This is a genomic window from Methanimicrococcus stummii (assembly GCF_032594435.1).
GTDB lineage: Archaea > Halobacteriota > Methanosarcinia > Methanosarcinales > Methanosarcinaceae > Methanimicrococcus > Methanimicrococcus stummii.
In genome coordinates this window covers 418,156-435,227 of sequence record NZ_CP131062.1, presented here as the reverse complement: position 1 = coordinate 435,227, position 17,072 = coordinate 418,156, and the positions used below count along the sequence as shown (strand labels likewise).

10 protein-coding genes are annotated in these 17,072 nt (G+C 44.6%); 8 read left to right on the top strand and 2 right to left on the bottom strand.

From position 1 onward, the window contains the following. The first annotated feature begins 99 nt into the window (after window positions 1–99). A complete protein-coding gene (locus MmiEs2_RS02075; RefSeq protein WP_316559778.1) occupies window positions 100–6,009 on the top strand; it encodes a cobaltochelatase subunit CobN in 5,910 nt (1,969 codons plus the stop codon). Window positions 6,010–6,206: 197 nt separating this feature from the next. Here the strand turns inward: MmiEs2_RS02075 and afpA are convergent, their stop codons facing one another. Both afpA and larAH6 read right to left on the bottom strand, forming a co-directional pair. After that, the gene (gene afpA, locus MmiEs2_RS02070; protein ID WP_316559777.1) at window positions 6,207–6,767 is read right to left on the bottom strand and encodes an archaeoflavoprotein AfpA; all 561 of its coding nucleotides are present in this window, start codon (window positions 6,765–6,767) and stop codon (window positions 6,207–6,209) included. A 183-nt stretch (window positions 6,768–6,950) separates the two neighbouring features. Continuing rightward, on the bottom strand, window positions 6,951–8,216 hold the full coding sequence (gene larAH6 / locus MmiEs2_RS02065; RefSeq protein ID WP_316559776.1) for a nickel-dependent malate racemase, LarAH6 family: 1,266 nt from the start codon (window positions 8,214–8,216) through the stop codon (window positions 6,951–6,953). Window positions 8,217–8,483: 267 nt separating this feature from the next. Between larAH6 and MmiEs2_RS02060 the strand changes: the two genes are divergently transcribed. The 7 genes from MmiEs2_RS02060 (at window position 8,484) to MmiEs2_RS02030 (ending at window position 17,007) form a co-directional block, all read left to right on the top strand. Beyond that, window positions 8,484–8,978 (top strand): YqaA family protein, encoded by a 495-nt coding sequence (locus tag MmiEs2_RS02060; protein WP_316559775.1) that lies wholly within the window; start codon window positions 8,484–8,486, stop codon window positions 8,976–8,978. 249 nt (window positions 8,979–9,227) lie between these two features. After that, window positions 9,228–10,217, top strand: coding sequence for a hypothetical protein (locus MmiEs2_RS02055; protein WP_316559774.1), 990 nt, complete (start codon window positions 9,228–9,230; stop codon window positions 10,215–10,217). 68 nt (window positions 10,218–10,285) lie between these two features. Next, window positions 10,286–13,822, top strand: a complete 3,537-nt coding sequence (gene smc / locus MmiEs2_RS02050) for a chromosome segregation protein SMC (RefSeq protein ID WP_316559773.1) — start codon at window positions 10,286–10,288, stop codon at window positions 13,820–13,822. Next, entirely contained in the window at window positions 13,819–14,745 is a 927-nt protein-coding gene (locus MmiEs2_RS02045) for a segregation/condensation protein A (protein WP_316559772.1), read from the top strand. Before smc ends, MmiEs2_RS02045 begins: the two co-directional genes overlap by 4 nt. A 28-nt stretch (window positions 14,746–14,773) precedes the next feature. Beyond that, window positions 14,774–15,979 carry an SMC-Scp complex subunit ScpB gene (gene scpB / locus MmiEs2_RS02040; protein WP_316559771.1) on the top strand — a complete coding sequence of 402 codons (1,206 nt, stop codon included), beginning with the start codon at window positions 14,774–14,776 and terminating at the stop codon, window positions 15,977–15,979. Between the two features lie 362 nt (window positions 15,980–16,341). After that, window positions 16,342–16,704, top strand: a complete 363-nt coding sequence (locus MmiEs2_RS02035) for a hypothetical protein (protein ID WP_316559770.1) — start codon at window positions 16,342–16,344, stop codon at window positions 16,702–16,704. A gap of 66 nt (window positions 16,705–16,770) precedes the next feature. Next, window positions 16,771–17,007, top strand: a complete 237-nt coding sequence (locus MmiEs2_RS02030) for a hypothetical protein (RefSeq protein ID WP_316559769.1) — start codon at window positions 16,771–16,773, stop codon at window positions 17,005–17,007. The last annotated feature ends 65 nt before the right edge of the window (window positions 17,008–17,072 follow it).

Below are 17,072 nucleotides of genomic sequence, written 5' to 3'. Positions count from 1 at the left end.
TTTTGAAATTTAAACAGAACCCATAGAACAGTAATACAGGAGAGGGTGAATATTAAACCGAAAACAAGCATTTTTGTTTTATTAATTTTATTTTTAACATTGTCAGCAATTGCACCGATTGCGCTTGCCGACCCGACAGAATATAATTTTGATGGTTACGCTTTAACCGCGGCAACAACAACACAAAATAAAGACAACGGCGTTGCCGGTTATTTTGAATTTGACAATATTCCGGCCGGGGAATATTTCATATTAGCGACATACAGCGGCAGAAATGGCGACATACCGTATGTAAAACTTGATTCGATTGTTGTCGGTCCGGAAACAGCCGACAATAAAAAAGTCGATTTGGAAGATGTCATTGTAACAAAATGTGAAATCGAAGACGACATTTCAAACAAAGAAACAATCATTCAATCCCGAAATCAAGCTTATGATTTATACCACGAAATTAAAAATTCCGGAAAAACCGCAAGTTCAAGCGGTGAATATACCGTTTCCGGAACATTGAAATCACCGGGAATGAGCGCAGGAACATATTCCGTGCGCCCGGATTCAGAAATATATTTACTCAAAAAACCGGCGATGTCCGACATTTCAATTGACATCGGCACAGATGAAATCACAATCGGAATTTCCGCATTCGGCGCGGAAAAAACCGTTTTGAATTACACAGACAAAACAAAAACGCAAAAAAGTTTGGAATTAACGCCGCTTGAAAAAGAAGATGATACGCCGGCCGAATACAAAATTTATGAAAACTATTTTGAAATCACGCTTGATAAATCAAATCTTGCCGCCGGTAAAACGAAAATTGAAATTTCAACGGTTCAGGATTCAACCGAATATGTCCGATCAGGATATTTACCGCTGGCCGGAGAATATGATTTAATCGCGGCAACGGTTTCAGAAAACAAAGATGACGGCGTTACCGGCCGTTTTGAATTTGAAAACATTCCCGAAGGCGACTATTTCATATTGGCGACATACGGCGGTCGAAATAACGACACGCCTTACGTTGTCATGGAACCTGTCAAAATCAGCCCGGAAAGCACAACGGCTAATGTGTATTCAACCGGAAACATCGTGACGACAAAAGCGGATGTCGGAACGACAGGCATCGCGGCAAAACAAAGCGAAATCAAAAAACAGGCTTACGACCTTTATTTTAAGATAAGAGACGATGGAAACGAACCGGAATCGGACGGCACTTATACGATAACAGGAACATTAAAATCGCCCGGAATGTCCGCAGGCAGTTACTCCGACAGACCCGACGTAACGATGTATCTCATAAAAGCGCCTGTCATTTTGGGAATTTCAGAAACGGAAGAAAACAACAAAAAAACAATCACCGTTTCAACAATTGATGCGGACGGTATTGAAGCCGAGTATAAGGATGCCGATAAAAACGTCATCGACATCGACCAAATTCAAAACGCCGCTGAAAAAATAGAAATGACCGGCACGGATTCAAATTTCCCCGACGTTCACGTGTTTACTTTTGAAATTGACAAAACCGATTTACAGATTGGTTACACAGACTTGACAGTCACCGCGAAAAAAGGAGATGACGAATGCCTTCAAAAGAAACAGATTTTAAATTCCGACCCTGCGATGCTGAACAAACCCAGAAAAGTCGTCATCATCTGCGGTCATGAAACTCATGTCAATCCGATTAACGAATTGGCTCAAAAATACATTGACGAAGACCAAAATGTGGATTTGAGGCTGGTCAGAGCAAGCGATTTGAAAGAAGGCAGAAATGAAGAAGAAATCAAAGCCGCCGTCGAAGACGCGGATGTCGTTCTTTTGTTCATGATTTCAACATCACCGACTTGGGCAAACTTAAACAACATCATACCGCTTTCAGCCGAATGGACAAGCAATCCGGAACTTGTGATTTTCGATGACAGCGACGCGCGCCCGAGAACATCTGACGCGTACAAAAATTACAACATTCCGCAAGTCCCCGGAAAAACCGATACGGACGCAAATTACAACACTTATGCCGAAAAAGTAAAACAATACTGGTCAAACGGTGCTTATCACAATCCGAATTTGGAAAACATGGTCAACATGATTTTGATTGACTTCTATCAGCGTTACGATTTAAACGTTGAAGAGCCGGTCATGCTTCCGGTAAAAGCAATCTATCACCCGCACAACGCGGACAATGCCGGATTCGTTATTGATTATGAAGAATACATTGACTGGTACACTGACCGAGAAGACGGAACCGTATGGGACGGCGAAACTTCCGCTTACAAATACGACCCCACAAATCCGACTGTCGGAATTGCCTTTTTCAAAGCGTATTATCCGTCCAAAATGGAACCGATTGACACGCTGATTGAAGAAATGGAAAAAAGAGGCATCAATGTCATTGCCTCCTACGTTGAAGCGCCCGCATCGTTTGATACGGACGGAAGCGGAAGCGTCGCGTATTTCCGCGCCGGAGAAATGAATGCCGTGATGAGTTTCCGTTATGTCGGCGACCCGCGTTTTTCAGCGGAAACCTTGGGCGTTCCGGTCTTTAATATATTGGTTGTCGATTCGTTGGAAGAATGGCAGGACAAATCCAATCCGTACAACAGCAGTTCCAGTAGCTCGACGATGAAATTCGTCGCGCAGGAAATGAACGGCTCTATTGATCCGATCGCCATCATTTCAACCGAAGAGGACGGCGCGTACACGCAATCCATTCCCGAACAAATCAACTGGATGCTCAGCCGCGTCGAAGGTCAGCTGAATCTTCAAACCAAAGAAAACGAACACAAAAACATCGCCGTTATTTATTACAACCACGGCGGCGGAAAATCAAACATCGGCGCGTCTTATTTAGATGTCTCGGCGAGTATTCTCTCCCTCTTAGACGGCATGAAACACGACGGATACAACGTGAACACGACTTTGGTTCCGACAAAAGAAGACCTTGAAAAAACAATGATTGAACAAGGCATTAACGTCGGAAGCTGGGCGCCGGGAGAATTGAAAAAAATGATCGGCGATGTCGATACATCTGACAATAAGGAATATTATGACACCGGAAAAGCTGTTTTGGTTTCAAAAGAATTGTATTTGGAATGGTTCGAAGATGCTTTCTTAGGCGACTGGTTTGAAAATATGATTCAAAACTTAGAAGAAGAACAGCAAAACGAAAAGAGAGCGGCTCAAAGAGAAATCTATGAAGAGAAATTAAAAGAAGTGACGGACACCTGGGGCGAAGCGCCGGGAGACGTGATGGTTTACAACGATTATATCGTGATTCCGTACATCAACGTGACAAAAGAAGATGATATGGGCCGCGTCATTTTAACGCCGCAGCCGTCCAGATCAAAAGAGTCCGACATTGAACTCATGTATCACGACACGAATATTCCGCCGACGCACCAGTACATCGCGTTTTACTTGTGGCTTCAGCAAAGCAACTATGCCGATCCCGAAAACTATCCGGGATTTGACACGGACGCAATTATCAACATGGGAAGACACGGCACACAAGAATGGCTGCCCGGAAAAGAGACAGCGCTTTCCAGATACGACTGGCCCGCATTGATGTCCGGGGACATTCCGATTGTTTACCCGTACATTGTTGACGGTGTCGGCGAAGGCATGGTCGCAAAAAGACGCGGAAACGCGGTTATTATCGATCACATGACACCGGCAGTCGTTTACGCTGAATTGTACGGCGATTACGCTTTCCTGAATGAAAAGATTTTATCATATAACGAAGCGGAAGGCGAAAATAAAGAAGAATATCGTGAATCAATCATTAATTACATTATAAGCATCGGAATTGACGACCGATTAGGCGTTACCGAAAGCGAAATTGAAGAAATGGATTCAGCCGAGTTTGAAGAACTCTTAGAAGAAGTCGAACATTTGTTAGAAGACCTGAAATATGAGTTTATGCCGCTCGGCCTCCATGTTCTCGGGAAGAATTTAGACGATGACGCGTTAGCGGAAATGGTTTATTCGATGCTCGGCGCAAAATACATTCAAAGAGTCAAAGCGACAGGCGCATCCGACACTGATGCGTTTGACATTTTGAAACTTGTTTTGGACGGAGAAACGCCGGCAAATGCGATGGGAACGGTCGCGTCCGTAAACGCTGCCGGAAGCGATGAGAAGAACGCAATTGCCGCGGATTTGGCGAATGCGGTTTCTTACAAGTCCGCTTTAGGGGAAACGACACGCGAAATCGACCAGATTTTAAAAGCGCTTGACGGCAAGTTTATCGAAGCCGGTCCCGGCGGAGATCCGGTTTTAAAGCCGCATATTTTGCCGACAGGCATTAATTTCTACACCGTTGACCAGAGAACACTTCCGACACAAGAAGCTTGGAATAAGGCGGTTAAGCTGACAGATCAACTCTTGGAAGAATATTACAAGGAACACGGAACATGGCCGGAAAGTATCGGTTATGTTCTTTGGGCCGGTGAAACAATGCGAACGGACGGCGTGATGGAAGCGCAGATTATGTATTTGCTCGGCATTAAGCCGGTTTGGAACGGCGCAAGCGTTTCTCCGGACACGTTTGAGGTCATGCACGGAAATGATTTCATCATTGAAGTGGACGGCAAAGAAGTCGTTCGCCCGCGCATTGACGTTGTCGTTGAAATTTCCGGAACGTACCGCGACACTTTCTTTGAAAAAGTTCTGATGCTTGACCGCGCGATACGCCTTGCTTATGAACAGCCTGACGAAATCGTAACAATCGGCAGCAAGGATTATACTGTCGGAAACAAAATCAGAGACAACACCGATGCTATCATTGACGCGAGCAGCGGCGAATATTCGAAAGACGAAGCGCTTTCCCGCATTTTCGGCCCGGCTTCGGATTCATACGGTGCAGGCATGTCCGAATTAATCGGCTCAACAGATGCTTGGGACAACATTGATGATTTGGCGAAACACTACATTGCAAGAATGGGATTTGTTTACAACAGTCTCGGAGACTGGGGTCAGACGAACAATCAAGATTTGTATATGAAGCAATTGTCCAATGTCGATGTGACGGTTCACAGCCGCTCTTCAACGCTTTACGGCGCGGTTGATATTGATGACTTTTATCAATATTTGGGCGGTTTGAACGCGGCGGTTCAGTATTCCAGAGAAGACGGCAAAAAACCGGATTCCTTTGTCATGAATTTGAGAACAGAAGGCGGAAAAGTCGAAAGTCTCGGCAATTTTATTGAAAATGAAATGTATGCGCGCTATTTGAATCAAAAATGGGTGGACGCCATGAAAGATCACGGTTATGCCGGCGCGCGCGAAATCGCAAAACTCATTGAAAACATCTGGGGCTGGCAGGCGTTGGATCCGGATTTGATTTCGGATAAAATGATGAATGATTTGTACGAACATCTGTTAACAGGAGAAAACGGCGAGTGGCTCAAAGAAGACACCTACAATTATCAGTCAACGGTTGCCCGATTGATTCAGATTGCGGAAAAAGACGACGGAAAATACTGGAACGCAAGCAGCGAAATCATGAATCAGATGGTTAAAGATTACGTTGAAGCCGTTGTTGAATCCGGCGTCGCTTGCTGCCACCACACTTGCGGAAATCCGTTTTTTGACAGATACGTTGCCGGCATGATGGCTGTTGCCGGCGTGAATCCGGAAGATCAGGAGGAATTCATAAAGATCGTTGAAAAAGCGACTGAAAGACCGATTCCGGTTGACTTGAAATCCGGCAGCACCAGCAGTTCCGGCTACGGCCAGGCGGTTGTTGCATCCGTTGCGGCGGCGGCATCTGCCGAACAACAAGCTGAGCAGAACGAAGATGAAGGCGAAAACGGCGGCGGTTACGGAACAGATGCCGGGCAAACACCCGGCGAAGTTTCCGGTTACCAAATGACGGAATCCGTTCTTCAAAATTCGATCTCAAGCATTCGGGATTTCATGGAAAATCCGACATTTTCCGCGTCCAGCATGATTGCAATCGCGATGGTCATTTTGGTTGTCGGCGCAGTTTTCTACGGCTCGAGAAGAAAATATTAAATTAAAACCTTAAAATAAATGAAAAAACAACGAAATTAAAGCGAAAGAATCCGATTCTTTTGCTTTCTTATTTTTTAAACTTTCAGCTGTTTTGAAAAACGAAACAAAAACAAACAAACAAAACAAACAAACAAACAAAACAAACAAACAAACAAAAAAAAAAGAGTAAAAAAAGAAAAATCAAACGAAACGTTTGATTAAAGTTTAAAATATCTCTTCAATTTCTCGGGCGATTTCACGACTTTGATATTTTCCATTTTCTTGAGCTTTTTGGAATTTTCAACATCAATGTCGCGCATTTTTAAAGTAAATTGGCGGCCGTTCGGGGCTTCTGTTTTGATTTTGCCTTTCTTTTGATCGACAGGATAAATATAAATCGGGATGTCGGTTTTCGCGGTTTGCGAAACGGCGTTTGTTAAAAGTGTGTCAGCGACGCCACAGACGATTTTCGCGACCGTGTTCGCAGTTGCCGGAGAAATGATTAAAGCATCGTATTTGCCGGTTTGAAGATCGCCGAGAATAAACGGCGCGTTCGGGCTTGATTCGACCGTGCAGGAATCAAAAACGTTATTCACTTCTTCAAACTGCTTGTACCACTTCAAAACGGTTTCACCCTCGGAAGAAACAAAAACATCAATGATGTAATTTCTTTCTTTGATTTGTTTCATGACTTCAACAGTTTCCGTTAATTTGTCGCCGGCGCCGGTTATTCCCCAAGCCAGCATTCTTGTTTTTTGACGAGATTTCTTTTTGGACATTAAATCACCAATTTAATTATAAAAAATAAAAGATAGAATAAAAAAACGTTCTTCTTATTTAAAGGATATGAAAATTCGAAAAACATGCAAAGTCCGCCGCCGCGCGCGAACCGTCCGTTTTAAAAAAAGAATCAAACTCGACTCACATTTTTCAAAAAAAGAAATAAAAAGAAAATAAAAAAATTAAGATTTCATAACGGGAAGCGTTTGTCCGCCGTAAGGAATGACATGAAACTTCGCGTCCGGATTTTTCGACAAAACCTTTGAAATCGCCTCTTCGACCGTTGTCGCCGGAATGAAAAACGCTTCTTCTGCCGCCTCGTCGGAGAGTCCCGAAACCAAATGCAAATCAAACCGCTGAGACGCCGCTGCCGTTGTCGCCGCTTTGTGTCCGCCGAATTCAAACTCCTCAGCGAAGCGCGCAATCGCGTCAGCCGCCGTTTTGCATTCTTGGTTCCATTTGCAGTAGACTTCGTTTCCGATGCCGTCGCGGCACTCCGAGACGACGATGATTGCGCCGCCTTCTTTGACGGCTTGCGTTGCGTTGTCAAGCGCCTTGTTCGTTTGGTACAGATTGATGTCTTTCGGGTAGCCGCCGCAGGAAACAATCACCGCGTCTGCCGGCTCGACACTGATTTTATACATCGCGTCAACGACTTTAACGCATTCACGATGCGCGTCAATATAATTTCCGGAAGCTGCGGCAACCACTTTTTTATGGCTGTCCAAAACAACATTTAAAATGAAATCCAAACCGATGATGCCGGCGGCTTCTTCCAAATCTTGGCGAACGGGGCTGTCAACGCGCCCGGAAACCGCGTTTTTCTCAATCATCATTTTGTGATTCGTGATGACGGAATCTTTGGAGCTGACGCCGGGGAGAAGCGATTTCGCGCCGCCGCTGTAGCCGGCGTAATAGTGAAAGCCGACTTCGCCGATGCCGACGATTAAATCGTTTTCGGGAATATCGCTGTAAATTTCAATCGGCGTTCCGCGCGAGGTTTTCCCGAATGCCGTTGTCGGGAAAGTGCCGACTTCGTGCTGAACAAATTTAAAGCGGTTGTAAATGTCGCTCCCGAGAAGCTTTTGAATTTCGTCGTCAGTGTGCGCGCGGTGAAGCCCGAGCGCGAAATAAAACGTAATATTTTCATCGGGAACACCGGCTGCCGCCAACTCTTCCAAAACGAAAGGAATCAAATAAGCCGACGGTGTCGGGCGCGTGATGTCGTTGACGATGACCGCGATTTTTTGATTCGGCACCGCGATTTCGGATAAGCGTTTGGAGCCGATCGGATTTTTCAAAGCGTTTCGAATCAGCGCATCGGAATCAATTTCGGATTCGGATTCGCCTTCGTTGGCCGGCAAAACCAAGCCCAAAAACGCGGATTCGGGAATTTCAAAAGAAAGCGCGCCGCTGCCGTAAGGAACAGATAAATTTTGATTTGTCATTTTGAATGCACTTTAAGATTTTATTTTAAAAATTAAAAATTAAAAATTTAAAAAATTAAAAATAAATTTTCAATATCAATATCGCTTAAATATTTTTGATTTCAAGAGATTTCAATAAATACATTTATAACTTGTTATCCGTTTAAAATATGTTTGAGGTTGTTTGCGGCAAAAGCAAACGATTTGTTTATCGTTTGTAAAATTCCTGCAATTGTTTGTTTGAATGTAAATTTCATTTTTGGTTTGACAATCTGAAAGGAGAAAAAAATGTTTGAAACCGTTTGGCTGATAATTCAGGATTTCCTGTACAATTACGGCTACCTCAGTTTGTTTACCAGCGCCTTTTTGGCCGCCTCCCTCATTCCGCTCAGCCCCGAAGTTTTGATTGCGATGATGTGTAAAACGCACAGCTTTTGGACAATCGCGATTGTCGCGACAGTCGGCAGCTACCTCGGATCCGTCACAACTTACGTCCTCGGCTATTGGGGGCTTCAGAAAATATCGAACCGGTTCGAAATCATCAGTCCCGAAAAATACGAAAAAGGATTGAAATTGTTTGAAAAATACGGCGCGTGGATATTGCTTTTCACGTCGGTCCCGATTATCGGCGACGCTTTTGTATTTGTTGCGGGCGCCGTTCGTTACGATTTTAAGAAATTCAGCGTTTTGACAATCATCGGCAAATTTATTCGATTTATTTTGGTTTTAGTGCTGTGCCATGCCGGATATGACATCACGGCAAGCTTGACCGATATGATATAATGAAAAACAAAAACAAGGATAAAAGTATAACAAAAACGAAGAAGAAAAAATAAAACAAAATAAAATAAGACAGATAAAACACGATTGTCCAAACTCTTGAAGAAGCGACAGGCGCGTTTGAAAAGAAAAGACGGGATACAGAATCGTATGTAAGCTATATATAGAATATAAACATAACAATTTATAAATCAACACCTTTTTTATCACACATTAACGCCACATTATTACAATTCAAAGAGTCGAGGGACAATGTTGAACGGCAAAATCAAATACAGCGGAACAGAAAAGATCGAAAGGAAGATCTATGACGAATTGGATGAGAAAATCGAAGCGCGCTTAAACGCGATTGCGAACGAAACGCGTGATTCCATCATTGAAGAAATTCGGGAAGAACTTCAGCCGGAAACCGTTCCTTATGACAGACTCAGATTAATCGAGCAGCGCATTCATGAAATCGCGACGACGCAAGACGGCATTGTTCGGGAAATCGTTGATATTAAAACAACGTTAGCCGCGATGTCAAAAGAACTTGACAAAATGCGCTCAAATGATTTTGAAATGCCGAAAGCCATTCCGACTTCTTACGATTCTCAAAATGCTTACGATTCATTGATTTCCGAGCCGTCCGGCTATGAACCGGCGAAAAACACGGAATCGCCTTTTTCATCTTACACGCCGTATCCGTCGGCAGCGCCCGCTGAGACACGACGCGCGATGCAGCCCCCCGGATTCGGAAACGAGCCGCCCGGCCCGGCAACGCCGATCACGCCCGTGACGTTTAACACAAGAAAAGCGGACGGCTGGGAATATCAGGAATTTGTTCCGGTCAAAAAGAACAATGCTGAGCCCGAAAAATTCGTCCCGGCAAAGACAATTCCTTCCGGAAACGATCCGTTTTATTTCGCGGACTCCGCTGAAGAAATCTTGGATGTCTCACCGCTGAGAGAACCCGAGCCGCCGAAGCAGTCACCGTTTGAAAATATTCCGCTGACGATTCAAAAAATCAAAACGGAAGAACAGGAACTTCCTGACAGAAGCGAATACATTATCGGAAGCAATCAGGCGCCGCGTCCTGCTGAAAAGGAAGACGATCAAAACAACTGCGAATACATCATCGCGGAGAAGGATATCGGAAGCCGAAAATTCGCAAGTCGCCGCGGCGGCAAGCCGACAGCGGAATTAAAAGAAAAAATCATTACAAGTGATGAAGAAGATACGGAAATCATTACGTATGAATGAAAATGATTATACGAATTATTAAAAAAAGATAGAGCGCGTTTGAAAAATCACCTGCGGGAGATAAATAAGTGTTTATAAAAGAAATGGAATTTGTCAATTTTAAATCATTCGGAAAACGAGTCAAGATTCCGTTTTACGAAGGATTTACGGCAATCTCGGGCCCGAACGGCAGCGGAAAATCCAACATCATTGATGGGATTCTCTTCACGCTCGGCCTGTCCGGTTCCAAAACCATGCGCGCCGAAAAATTGACGGATTTGATTTTCAACGACGCCAAATCCAAACAGCCTGAATTCGCTCAGGTGACAATTACTTTTGACAACACGGACAGAAAAGCGCCGGTCGAAGCCGACGAGTTTGAGATTTCAAGAAAGATCAAACAAACCAAATCGGGCTATTACAGTTATTACTATTTTAACGGCAAAGCGGCGAGTTTAACGGAAGTTCACGAGTTGCTCAGCAAAGCCGGCATCACGCCCGAAGGCTATAACGTTGTCATGCAGGGTGACATTTCTCAAATTACGGCGAAGATGAGCCCGACGGAACGCCGTAAAATCATCGATGAAATCGCGGGCGTTTCCGAGTTTGATGAAAAGAAACAAAAATCGCTCGCGGAACTTGATATTGTCAAAGAGCAGATTGAAAAGATTGACATTATTATCGAAGAAGTCAAGGCGCAATTGGAACGCCTGTCATCGGAAAGAGAGCATGCGATGAAATACAGAACGCTTCGCGAACAGAAGCAGAAGTATGAAGGCTATTTGATTTTATCCAAATTAAAAGACGCGAAAACGGAACTCTCAAACGTTGAATCAGAAATTTTAAAATACGATGCGCTTGCTGCCGAAACCGAAGAAAAAATTAAAGAGCGCGAAGCCGAGCAGGCGGAAGCCGAAGCCGAATTAAACGCGCTCAACACCGAAATCCGTCAGAAAGGCGAAGATGAACAAATTCGGATTAAGACGGAAATCGAAGAAATCAAAGGACAGATTTCAAGGGCGAGAGAAAGTATCGGCGTTTTAGAGCGTGAAGAAAGCAGTTTTGAATCCAAACGCCGCGATCTGTTTGTGAAAATCGACGGGCGCAAAAAGGAAATCGAAGAGCATGAAAGAACGCTTGCCGATGAAAAGCGAAAGGAAGACGCTGTTTTAAAAGAGCAGTCTGACCGGAACACGGAAAAAGTAATTGTGGCGACAAAGATTGCCGCAATTGACAAGAAATTCGCGGAGCAGACTTCCGTTTCCAACAAAAAGAGAGAAGAATTGGAAACGCTCAAAAATGAAAAGAATCAATTGATTCGCGATGAAGACCGTTTAACCGACGCGCTTCGCCGCAAAGCTTCGGAAATCAAAGACATCGAAGATGAAATCATCGAAGCGAAAAACAACGCGAAAAACGCGGAAAGCGACACGAAAGTTGCGGAATATGAAATTTCAAAATTACAGGAAGAATCCGACAAACTCAAAAGAGACGTCGATGACTTGGAATCCGCGCACAAACGCATAACGGATGACAAAAAGAAATTGGAAGCCGAGATTTCCGAAAAAGAGCGCGAATACGGAATTATCGAAGCGCGCGTCCGCGCAACGGAAGTCGGCAGCACTTATTCTCACGGTGTTGAAGAGATTTTAAAAGCGGCAAAGCGCGAAGACCTTTACGGCATCGTCGGCGCCGTCGCGAACTTGGGCCGCGCCGATCAGACGTATTCTAAAGCACTTGAAATTGCGGCCGGCGGAAAAATGCAGGCGATTGTCGTTGAAACAGATGCCGACGCGCAGCATGCGATTAATTATTTGAAGCGCAAAAATCTCGGGCGCGCGACGTTTTTGCCGTTAAATAAAATGGAGCGCCGCAGAAATCTTCAGGATTTGAGCGGCAGCGTTCCCGGTTTTGTCGGCTACGCCGTTGATTTGATTGATTATGATCCCGAATACGAACCGGCATTTTGGTACGTTTTCCGCGACACGGTGATTGTGGACACGCTTGAAAACGCGCGCCTGTCGCTTGGCCGGTACAGAATGGTGACGCTTGACGGCGACACGCTTGAGAAAAGCGGCGCGATGGTCGGCGGTTCGATGGCGCAGAAGTCTCGCATTTCGTTTGCGGCATCTGAGCGCGACAGATTGGATTCGCTCGGTGTTGAAATCCGCGGTATGTACAACAAGCGCGGCGAATGGATTTTGAAAGTTGAAGATTTGGATTCCAAAATCAGCGCGGCGAACAAAAGAATCACCGTTATTTCAAATGATATTTCCAAAATGGAAATGCGCATTGAAGAAATTAAAGATCGTGAGAACCGTCTTTCAGAAATTTTAGGCTCCAAGCAAAGCAGTTTGGACGCGCTCGGCGAAGAGCGCGAGCAGCTGAAAAACGAAATGAACGATGTCATTGAAAAGCGTTTGGCAAAAGAAGAAATTCAAAAAGAGCTTGAAGCGGAGATTCAGGAAATCGAAGCCGAGCTCAACAATCCGGAATTGGAAGAATTCCGCAGAAAAGCACAGCGCATTGACGATGAAATCCAGCGTTTGAAAGAGCGTCTCAGCGACATTAAATCGGATATGAACGCCGTTGAGCTTGCCAAGCAGCACGCCGAAGAAATCATCAACGAAACGAAAGCGGAAATCGAAGAGCTTGAAGAAAAGAAGCGCACCGGAAAAGACAATATCGCGGCGCTTCAGGCGGAAATTGACGGCTATGAAGAGAATAAGAGACAAAACGAAGTGCGCGAACTTGAAATCGTAACCGAGCTCAAAGAATTGCGCGACAAGAGAGAGTCTTTGGAACAAAGAGCGGAAGACGCGCGCAAAAAGTCTGAAAAGATCAGATTCTCCTACGAAGAAGTCAAGCGCCACAAAGATGCCTGCTTCCTCACGAAACAAACGCTTGAAAAGCAATATATTGATTTGTCCAGAGAAGTCAAAGAACGCGGCTTGGAAGAAGCCGCCGAGGACGAAGACATTCCATCTTATCAAACCGTTTACATTACAATCGAATCTTTAGAAAATGAAATGGCCGCGCTTGAGCCGGTCAACATGCGCGCGATTGACGAGTACGACGCGGTCAATGACCGCCAGGAAGAACTCATCGGCCGCCGCGACACGCTGTTTAACGAACGCGAAGAATTGCTGACGCGCATCGACCAGTACGAACAATTGAAGCGCGAAACGTTTATGGAAGCGTACAACGGCATCAACGAAAACTTCACGCAGGTCTTTTACGAACTTGCCGACGGTCACGGCGAGTTGATTTTGGAAAATCCGAATGATCCGTTCGCCGGCGGCATGACGCTTCACGCACAGCCCAAGGGCAAGAATATTCTTCGATTGGAAGCGATGTCCGGCGGCGAAAAAAGTTTGACCGCCCTTGCGTTTATTATTGCGATTCAAGGATACAGGCCGGCGCCGTTTTATGTTTTTGACGAAGTCGATCAGAACCTGGACGGCTGGAACGTGGAAAGAGTCGCCGAGCGTGTTGAAAAATCCGCGAAAGTCGCGCAGTTTATTGTGATTTCCCTCAGAAAGCCGATGCTTGAGCAGTCCGACAGAATTATCGGTGTCACGCAGCTTGAAGGAACGACCAGTATTACGGGAGTGAAATCCATATGAGTTCCGAAATCGACGCGGTTTCGATGAACGATGACGGGTCAGACGCATTCGATGACCCTCATAAAAATGAAAATGCAAAATCCTATTTTATTGACTCGCTCGGCGACAGTTTAGCCGAAAGCGGCATTGATGTGGATTTGTTGGATTTTTCATCGTTTATCGGAAACGAGCCGATTGAAATTCTCGTCGAGCTTGCCAAGAATGACAAAATCGACCCGTGGAATATCGATATTGTTCAGGTGACAGACACTTTCTTAAACAAAGTCGAAGAGCTTCAGCAAATGGATCTTCGAATTTCGGGCCGAACGCTTTTGTATTCCTGCGTTCTCCTCCGCATGAAATCAACAGGACTTTTCCGCGAAGAGGAAGAGATTTTGGAAGACTTTTACGAGGAAGACGATTATGAAGAAGAATTTGACATCAATGAATTCAATATGCCGCTTCTGCCGGTCAGAAGATCCGCACGCCGCCCGGTCACGCTCAAAGAATTGATTGACGAATTAAAAAAGGCGGAAAAAGACGTTGTCAAACGCCGCGAACATCTCAAAGCCGAGCCCAACCGCCGTTACATTGACGTCGAGCTGACGACGGAAGAAATCATGGACATCGCGCACGACGAAGCGATTTTAACGCGAACGGGAACGCTGATGGACGTTTTAAGGCAATTTTTCAAAACGCAGGAATATGTGACGCTGGATGAGATTTATCAGCTTGACGACGCGGACAGAATTATGGATTACATTACGCTGCTCTTCCTTGCGGCGATGAAAGAAATCATGCTTTATCAAAAGGAAATTTACGGAACACTTTACATTTATCCGTTTGACGCGATTTTTGCCGACCAAACCGCGGCGGACACAGCGGAATCTGCGTCGGAGCCTGTGGAAATCTCCGACCCGGAAGAAGCGGAATTCAGCGAATAAAAAATGACGAACAGAATCACTGAGTATTATGACAGAGGAAAACACTGCAAAACAAATTATCGAAGCCGCTTTATTTGCTGCCGGCAGCACGGTGACAGCTGAAACTCTGATGAAGATTTCAGGCCTTTCCAAGAAGGAAATCGCCCGCATTGTCGCGGAATTAAAAGAGGACTACGCGGCGCGCGGATCCGGCATTGAAATCGCCGATTTGGCAGGACGGTTCGTCATGCAAATCAAGCCGGAATTCGCGGAAAAAGTTAAAGACGTCGCGCCGAAAGAGCTGACGTCGCCACAGTTAAAAACGCTCTCGATTATTGCTTATCACCAGCCGATTACAAAAGCGGAAGTCGTTGAAATGCGCGGCGGAAACGCGTATGAACATGTCAATGAACTTCACGAACGCGGTTTAATCGACCTTAAACCGCACGGCCGCACAAAAATGATGACGACGACCAAATTGTTCGCGGAATATTTCGGAATCGCGTCAAACGATTCGGCTGATGTCAGAAACAAAATGGTTGAAATTTACCGCGCGCAGGGCGGTCAAAGCGACATTTCAAGCTTTGCCGTCAGAAAGAGACTGGCCGTCACCGAAATGTATGAATCGGTGATGCGTATGTGCGGCATTACGAATTATAAAGTTGTCAATCCGTATCAGCCGAATGAAACGGACTTGCAGATTCTGGAAGAGACTGACATTTTGGTGATGGCAAAAGGCTATGCCGAAAAGCTCGGCGAATTGAATCCCCCCTACGGCGGCGCGGTTTTGGAAATGTCTTCAACGACTTTCGGCGATTTGATTGATGACATCAAACTGATTGAAAGAGAACTCGGCGAAGACTTCACACGCTTCGGGAAATTGTCCAAAAAAGAAGAAAATTTGACCGATTTGAAAGAGCTTCAGGAAATTTATCGAAACAAGGCGCTGATGGTCAAATCCAGAGCCAGTCCGGCAACAGAAATGTCCGCGAAGATTTTGGGAGAACTCGGAATCGGTTTGGCGGTTGACGGCATTTTGGTGTCGCCGGATTACGGAACATCCGGCAGCGGCAAAAAAATCAAAGCCGAAGGCGTTGTTTTCCCGACACATAAAAGCCAATCCGGCAATTTGATTAAGCGCGTTTGCGAAAAATACGATGCGGTGATTGGCGGTCTTCGCGAAATTGACAAAGCCGAACGCGCCGGCAAAAAAGAAAAGAAACAAGATGAAACGCAAAAAGAAGAAGAATCCTAATTTGGATCTTCTTTTTGGATCAAATCATTCGTTTCACTTTTACTGTTTTTAGGATTTTGTTTAATTTATCGGATACGGGAAGTCATGTTTCGATGAAAAGTATTTGAAAAAGACATCAACAAAGATATATAATGAATAATAAAGTAGAACTTCATTCAATTCTGCTCTTTTAACAAAATAAATCAGCCGGACTATAATAAATTTTAAGATATAATTTGTAAAGAATCTAAAAAAAGATAACTTAAAGTTATAGAATAAACAGCACCTATACAGGTTTTTCATGAGAAATATTGTTTATTGAGTTTAAGATATATAGGGGAGCCGCGAATAGGAAATTGATGGACTGAACAGGGAGGTACATCATGATATTCGTTGGAAAAAACAATCGGCAGATAGTTTATACAATACTCCTGCTGACATTAATCGTTGCTTTTTTATTCGCCGGTTCTGCCGACGCGAGTGAAATCAACAGCGATTTGAACGCGCTTGAAAATGAATATAACGACGTGGGGGTTGCGTCAGAAAACGGAGAACAAGAAAAAAAATCGGATGAAAACGAAATCAATCAAGATGAAAATATCGGGTCGTATCATACGCAAAATGTGTATTTTACGGAAGATGCGCAGCGGTATGTTGTTGTTTATTCGAATAACACATATGTTTCGCTGGTTCGAAATGAAAATGCTGAAAACAAATCGGAAGATGTGGTTTGTCAATTTTTATAGTCAGACTCGACAGATGAGAACATTTACATCCCGGAGGAATACGTTTGCGTCAACTACGCCGCGGATTTGACGGCGGCGGCTGAGAAGAACGGAATCAAATGCGGGTTTTTGCTGCTGACATTCGGAAAAGGAACGGTGAGTCATACGCTGAACGTTTTTGAATTGGAAGACGGGCGGACGATGTATGTTGACATGACCGGCTCGGCAAACAATTCGGGTGCGGATCGCACCTTTTTCGAACTTGAACTCGGAAATGAGTATGAGAATATGGGAAAAATTTACAATATGTATGAATATTGGTAAAAAGAAATAATTAAGGAAAGTAAAGCCGGTTTAAATTGAATTTAAATGCGGCAGATGAATTCAGC

What these genes read in the sequence shown, in the direction of transcription:
- afpA (WP_316559777.1), bottom strand. Translation starts at nt 6,767, where the DNA reads ATGTCCAAAAAGAAATCTCGTCAAAAAACAAGAATGCTGGCTTGGGGA.
- larAH6 (WP_316559776.1), bottom strand. Translation starts at nt 8,216, where the DNA reads ATGACAAATCAAAATTTATCTGTTCCTTACGGCAGCGGCGCGCTTTCT.
- MmiEs2_RS02060 (WP_316559775.1), top strand. Translation starts at nt 8,484, where the DNA reads ATGTTTGAAACCGTTTGGCTGATAATTCAGGATTTCCTGTACAATTAC.
- MmiEs2_RS02055 (WP_316559774.1), top strand. Translation starts at nt 9,228, where the DNA reads ATGTTGAACGGCAAAATCAAATACAGCGGAACAGAAAAGATCGAAAGG.
- MmiEs2_RS02045 (WP_316559772.1), top strand. Translation starts at nt 13,819, where the DNA reads ATGAGTTCCGAAATCGACGCGGTTTCGATGAACGATGACGGGTCAGAC.
- scpB (WP_316559771.1), top strand. Translation starts at nt 14,774, where the DNA reads ATGACAGAGGAAAACACTGCAAAACAAATTATCGAAGCCGCTTTATTT.
- MmiEs2_RS02035 (WP_316559770.1), top strand. Translation starts at nt 16,342, where the DNA reads ATGATATTCGTTGGAAAAAACAATCGGCAGATAGTTTATACAATACTC.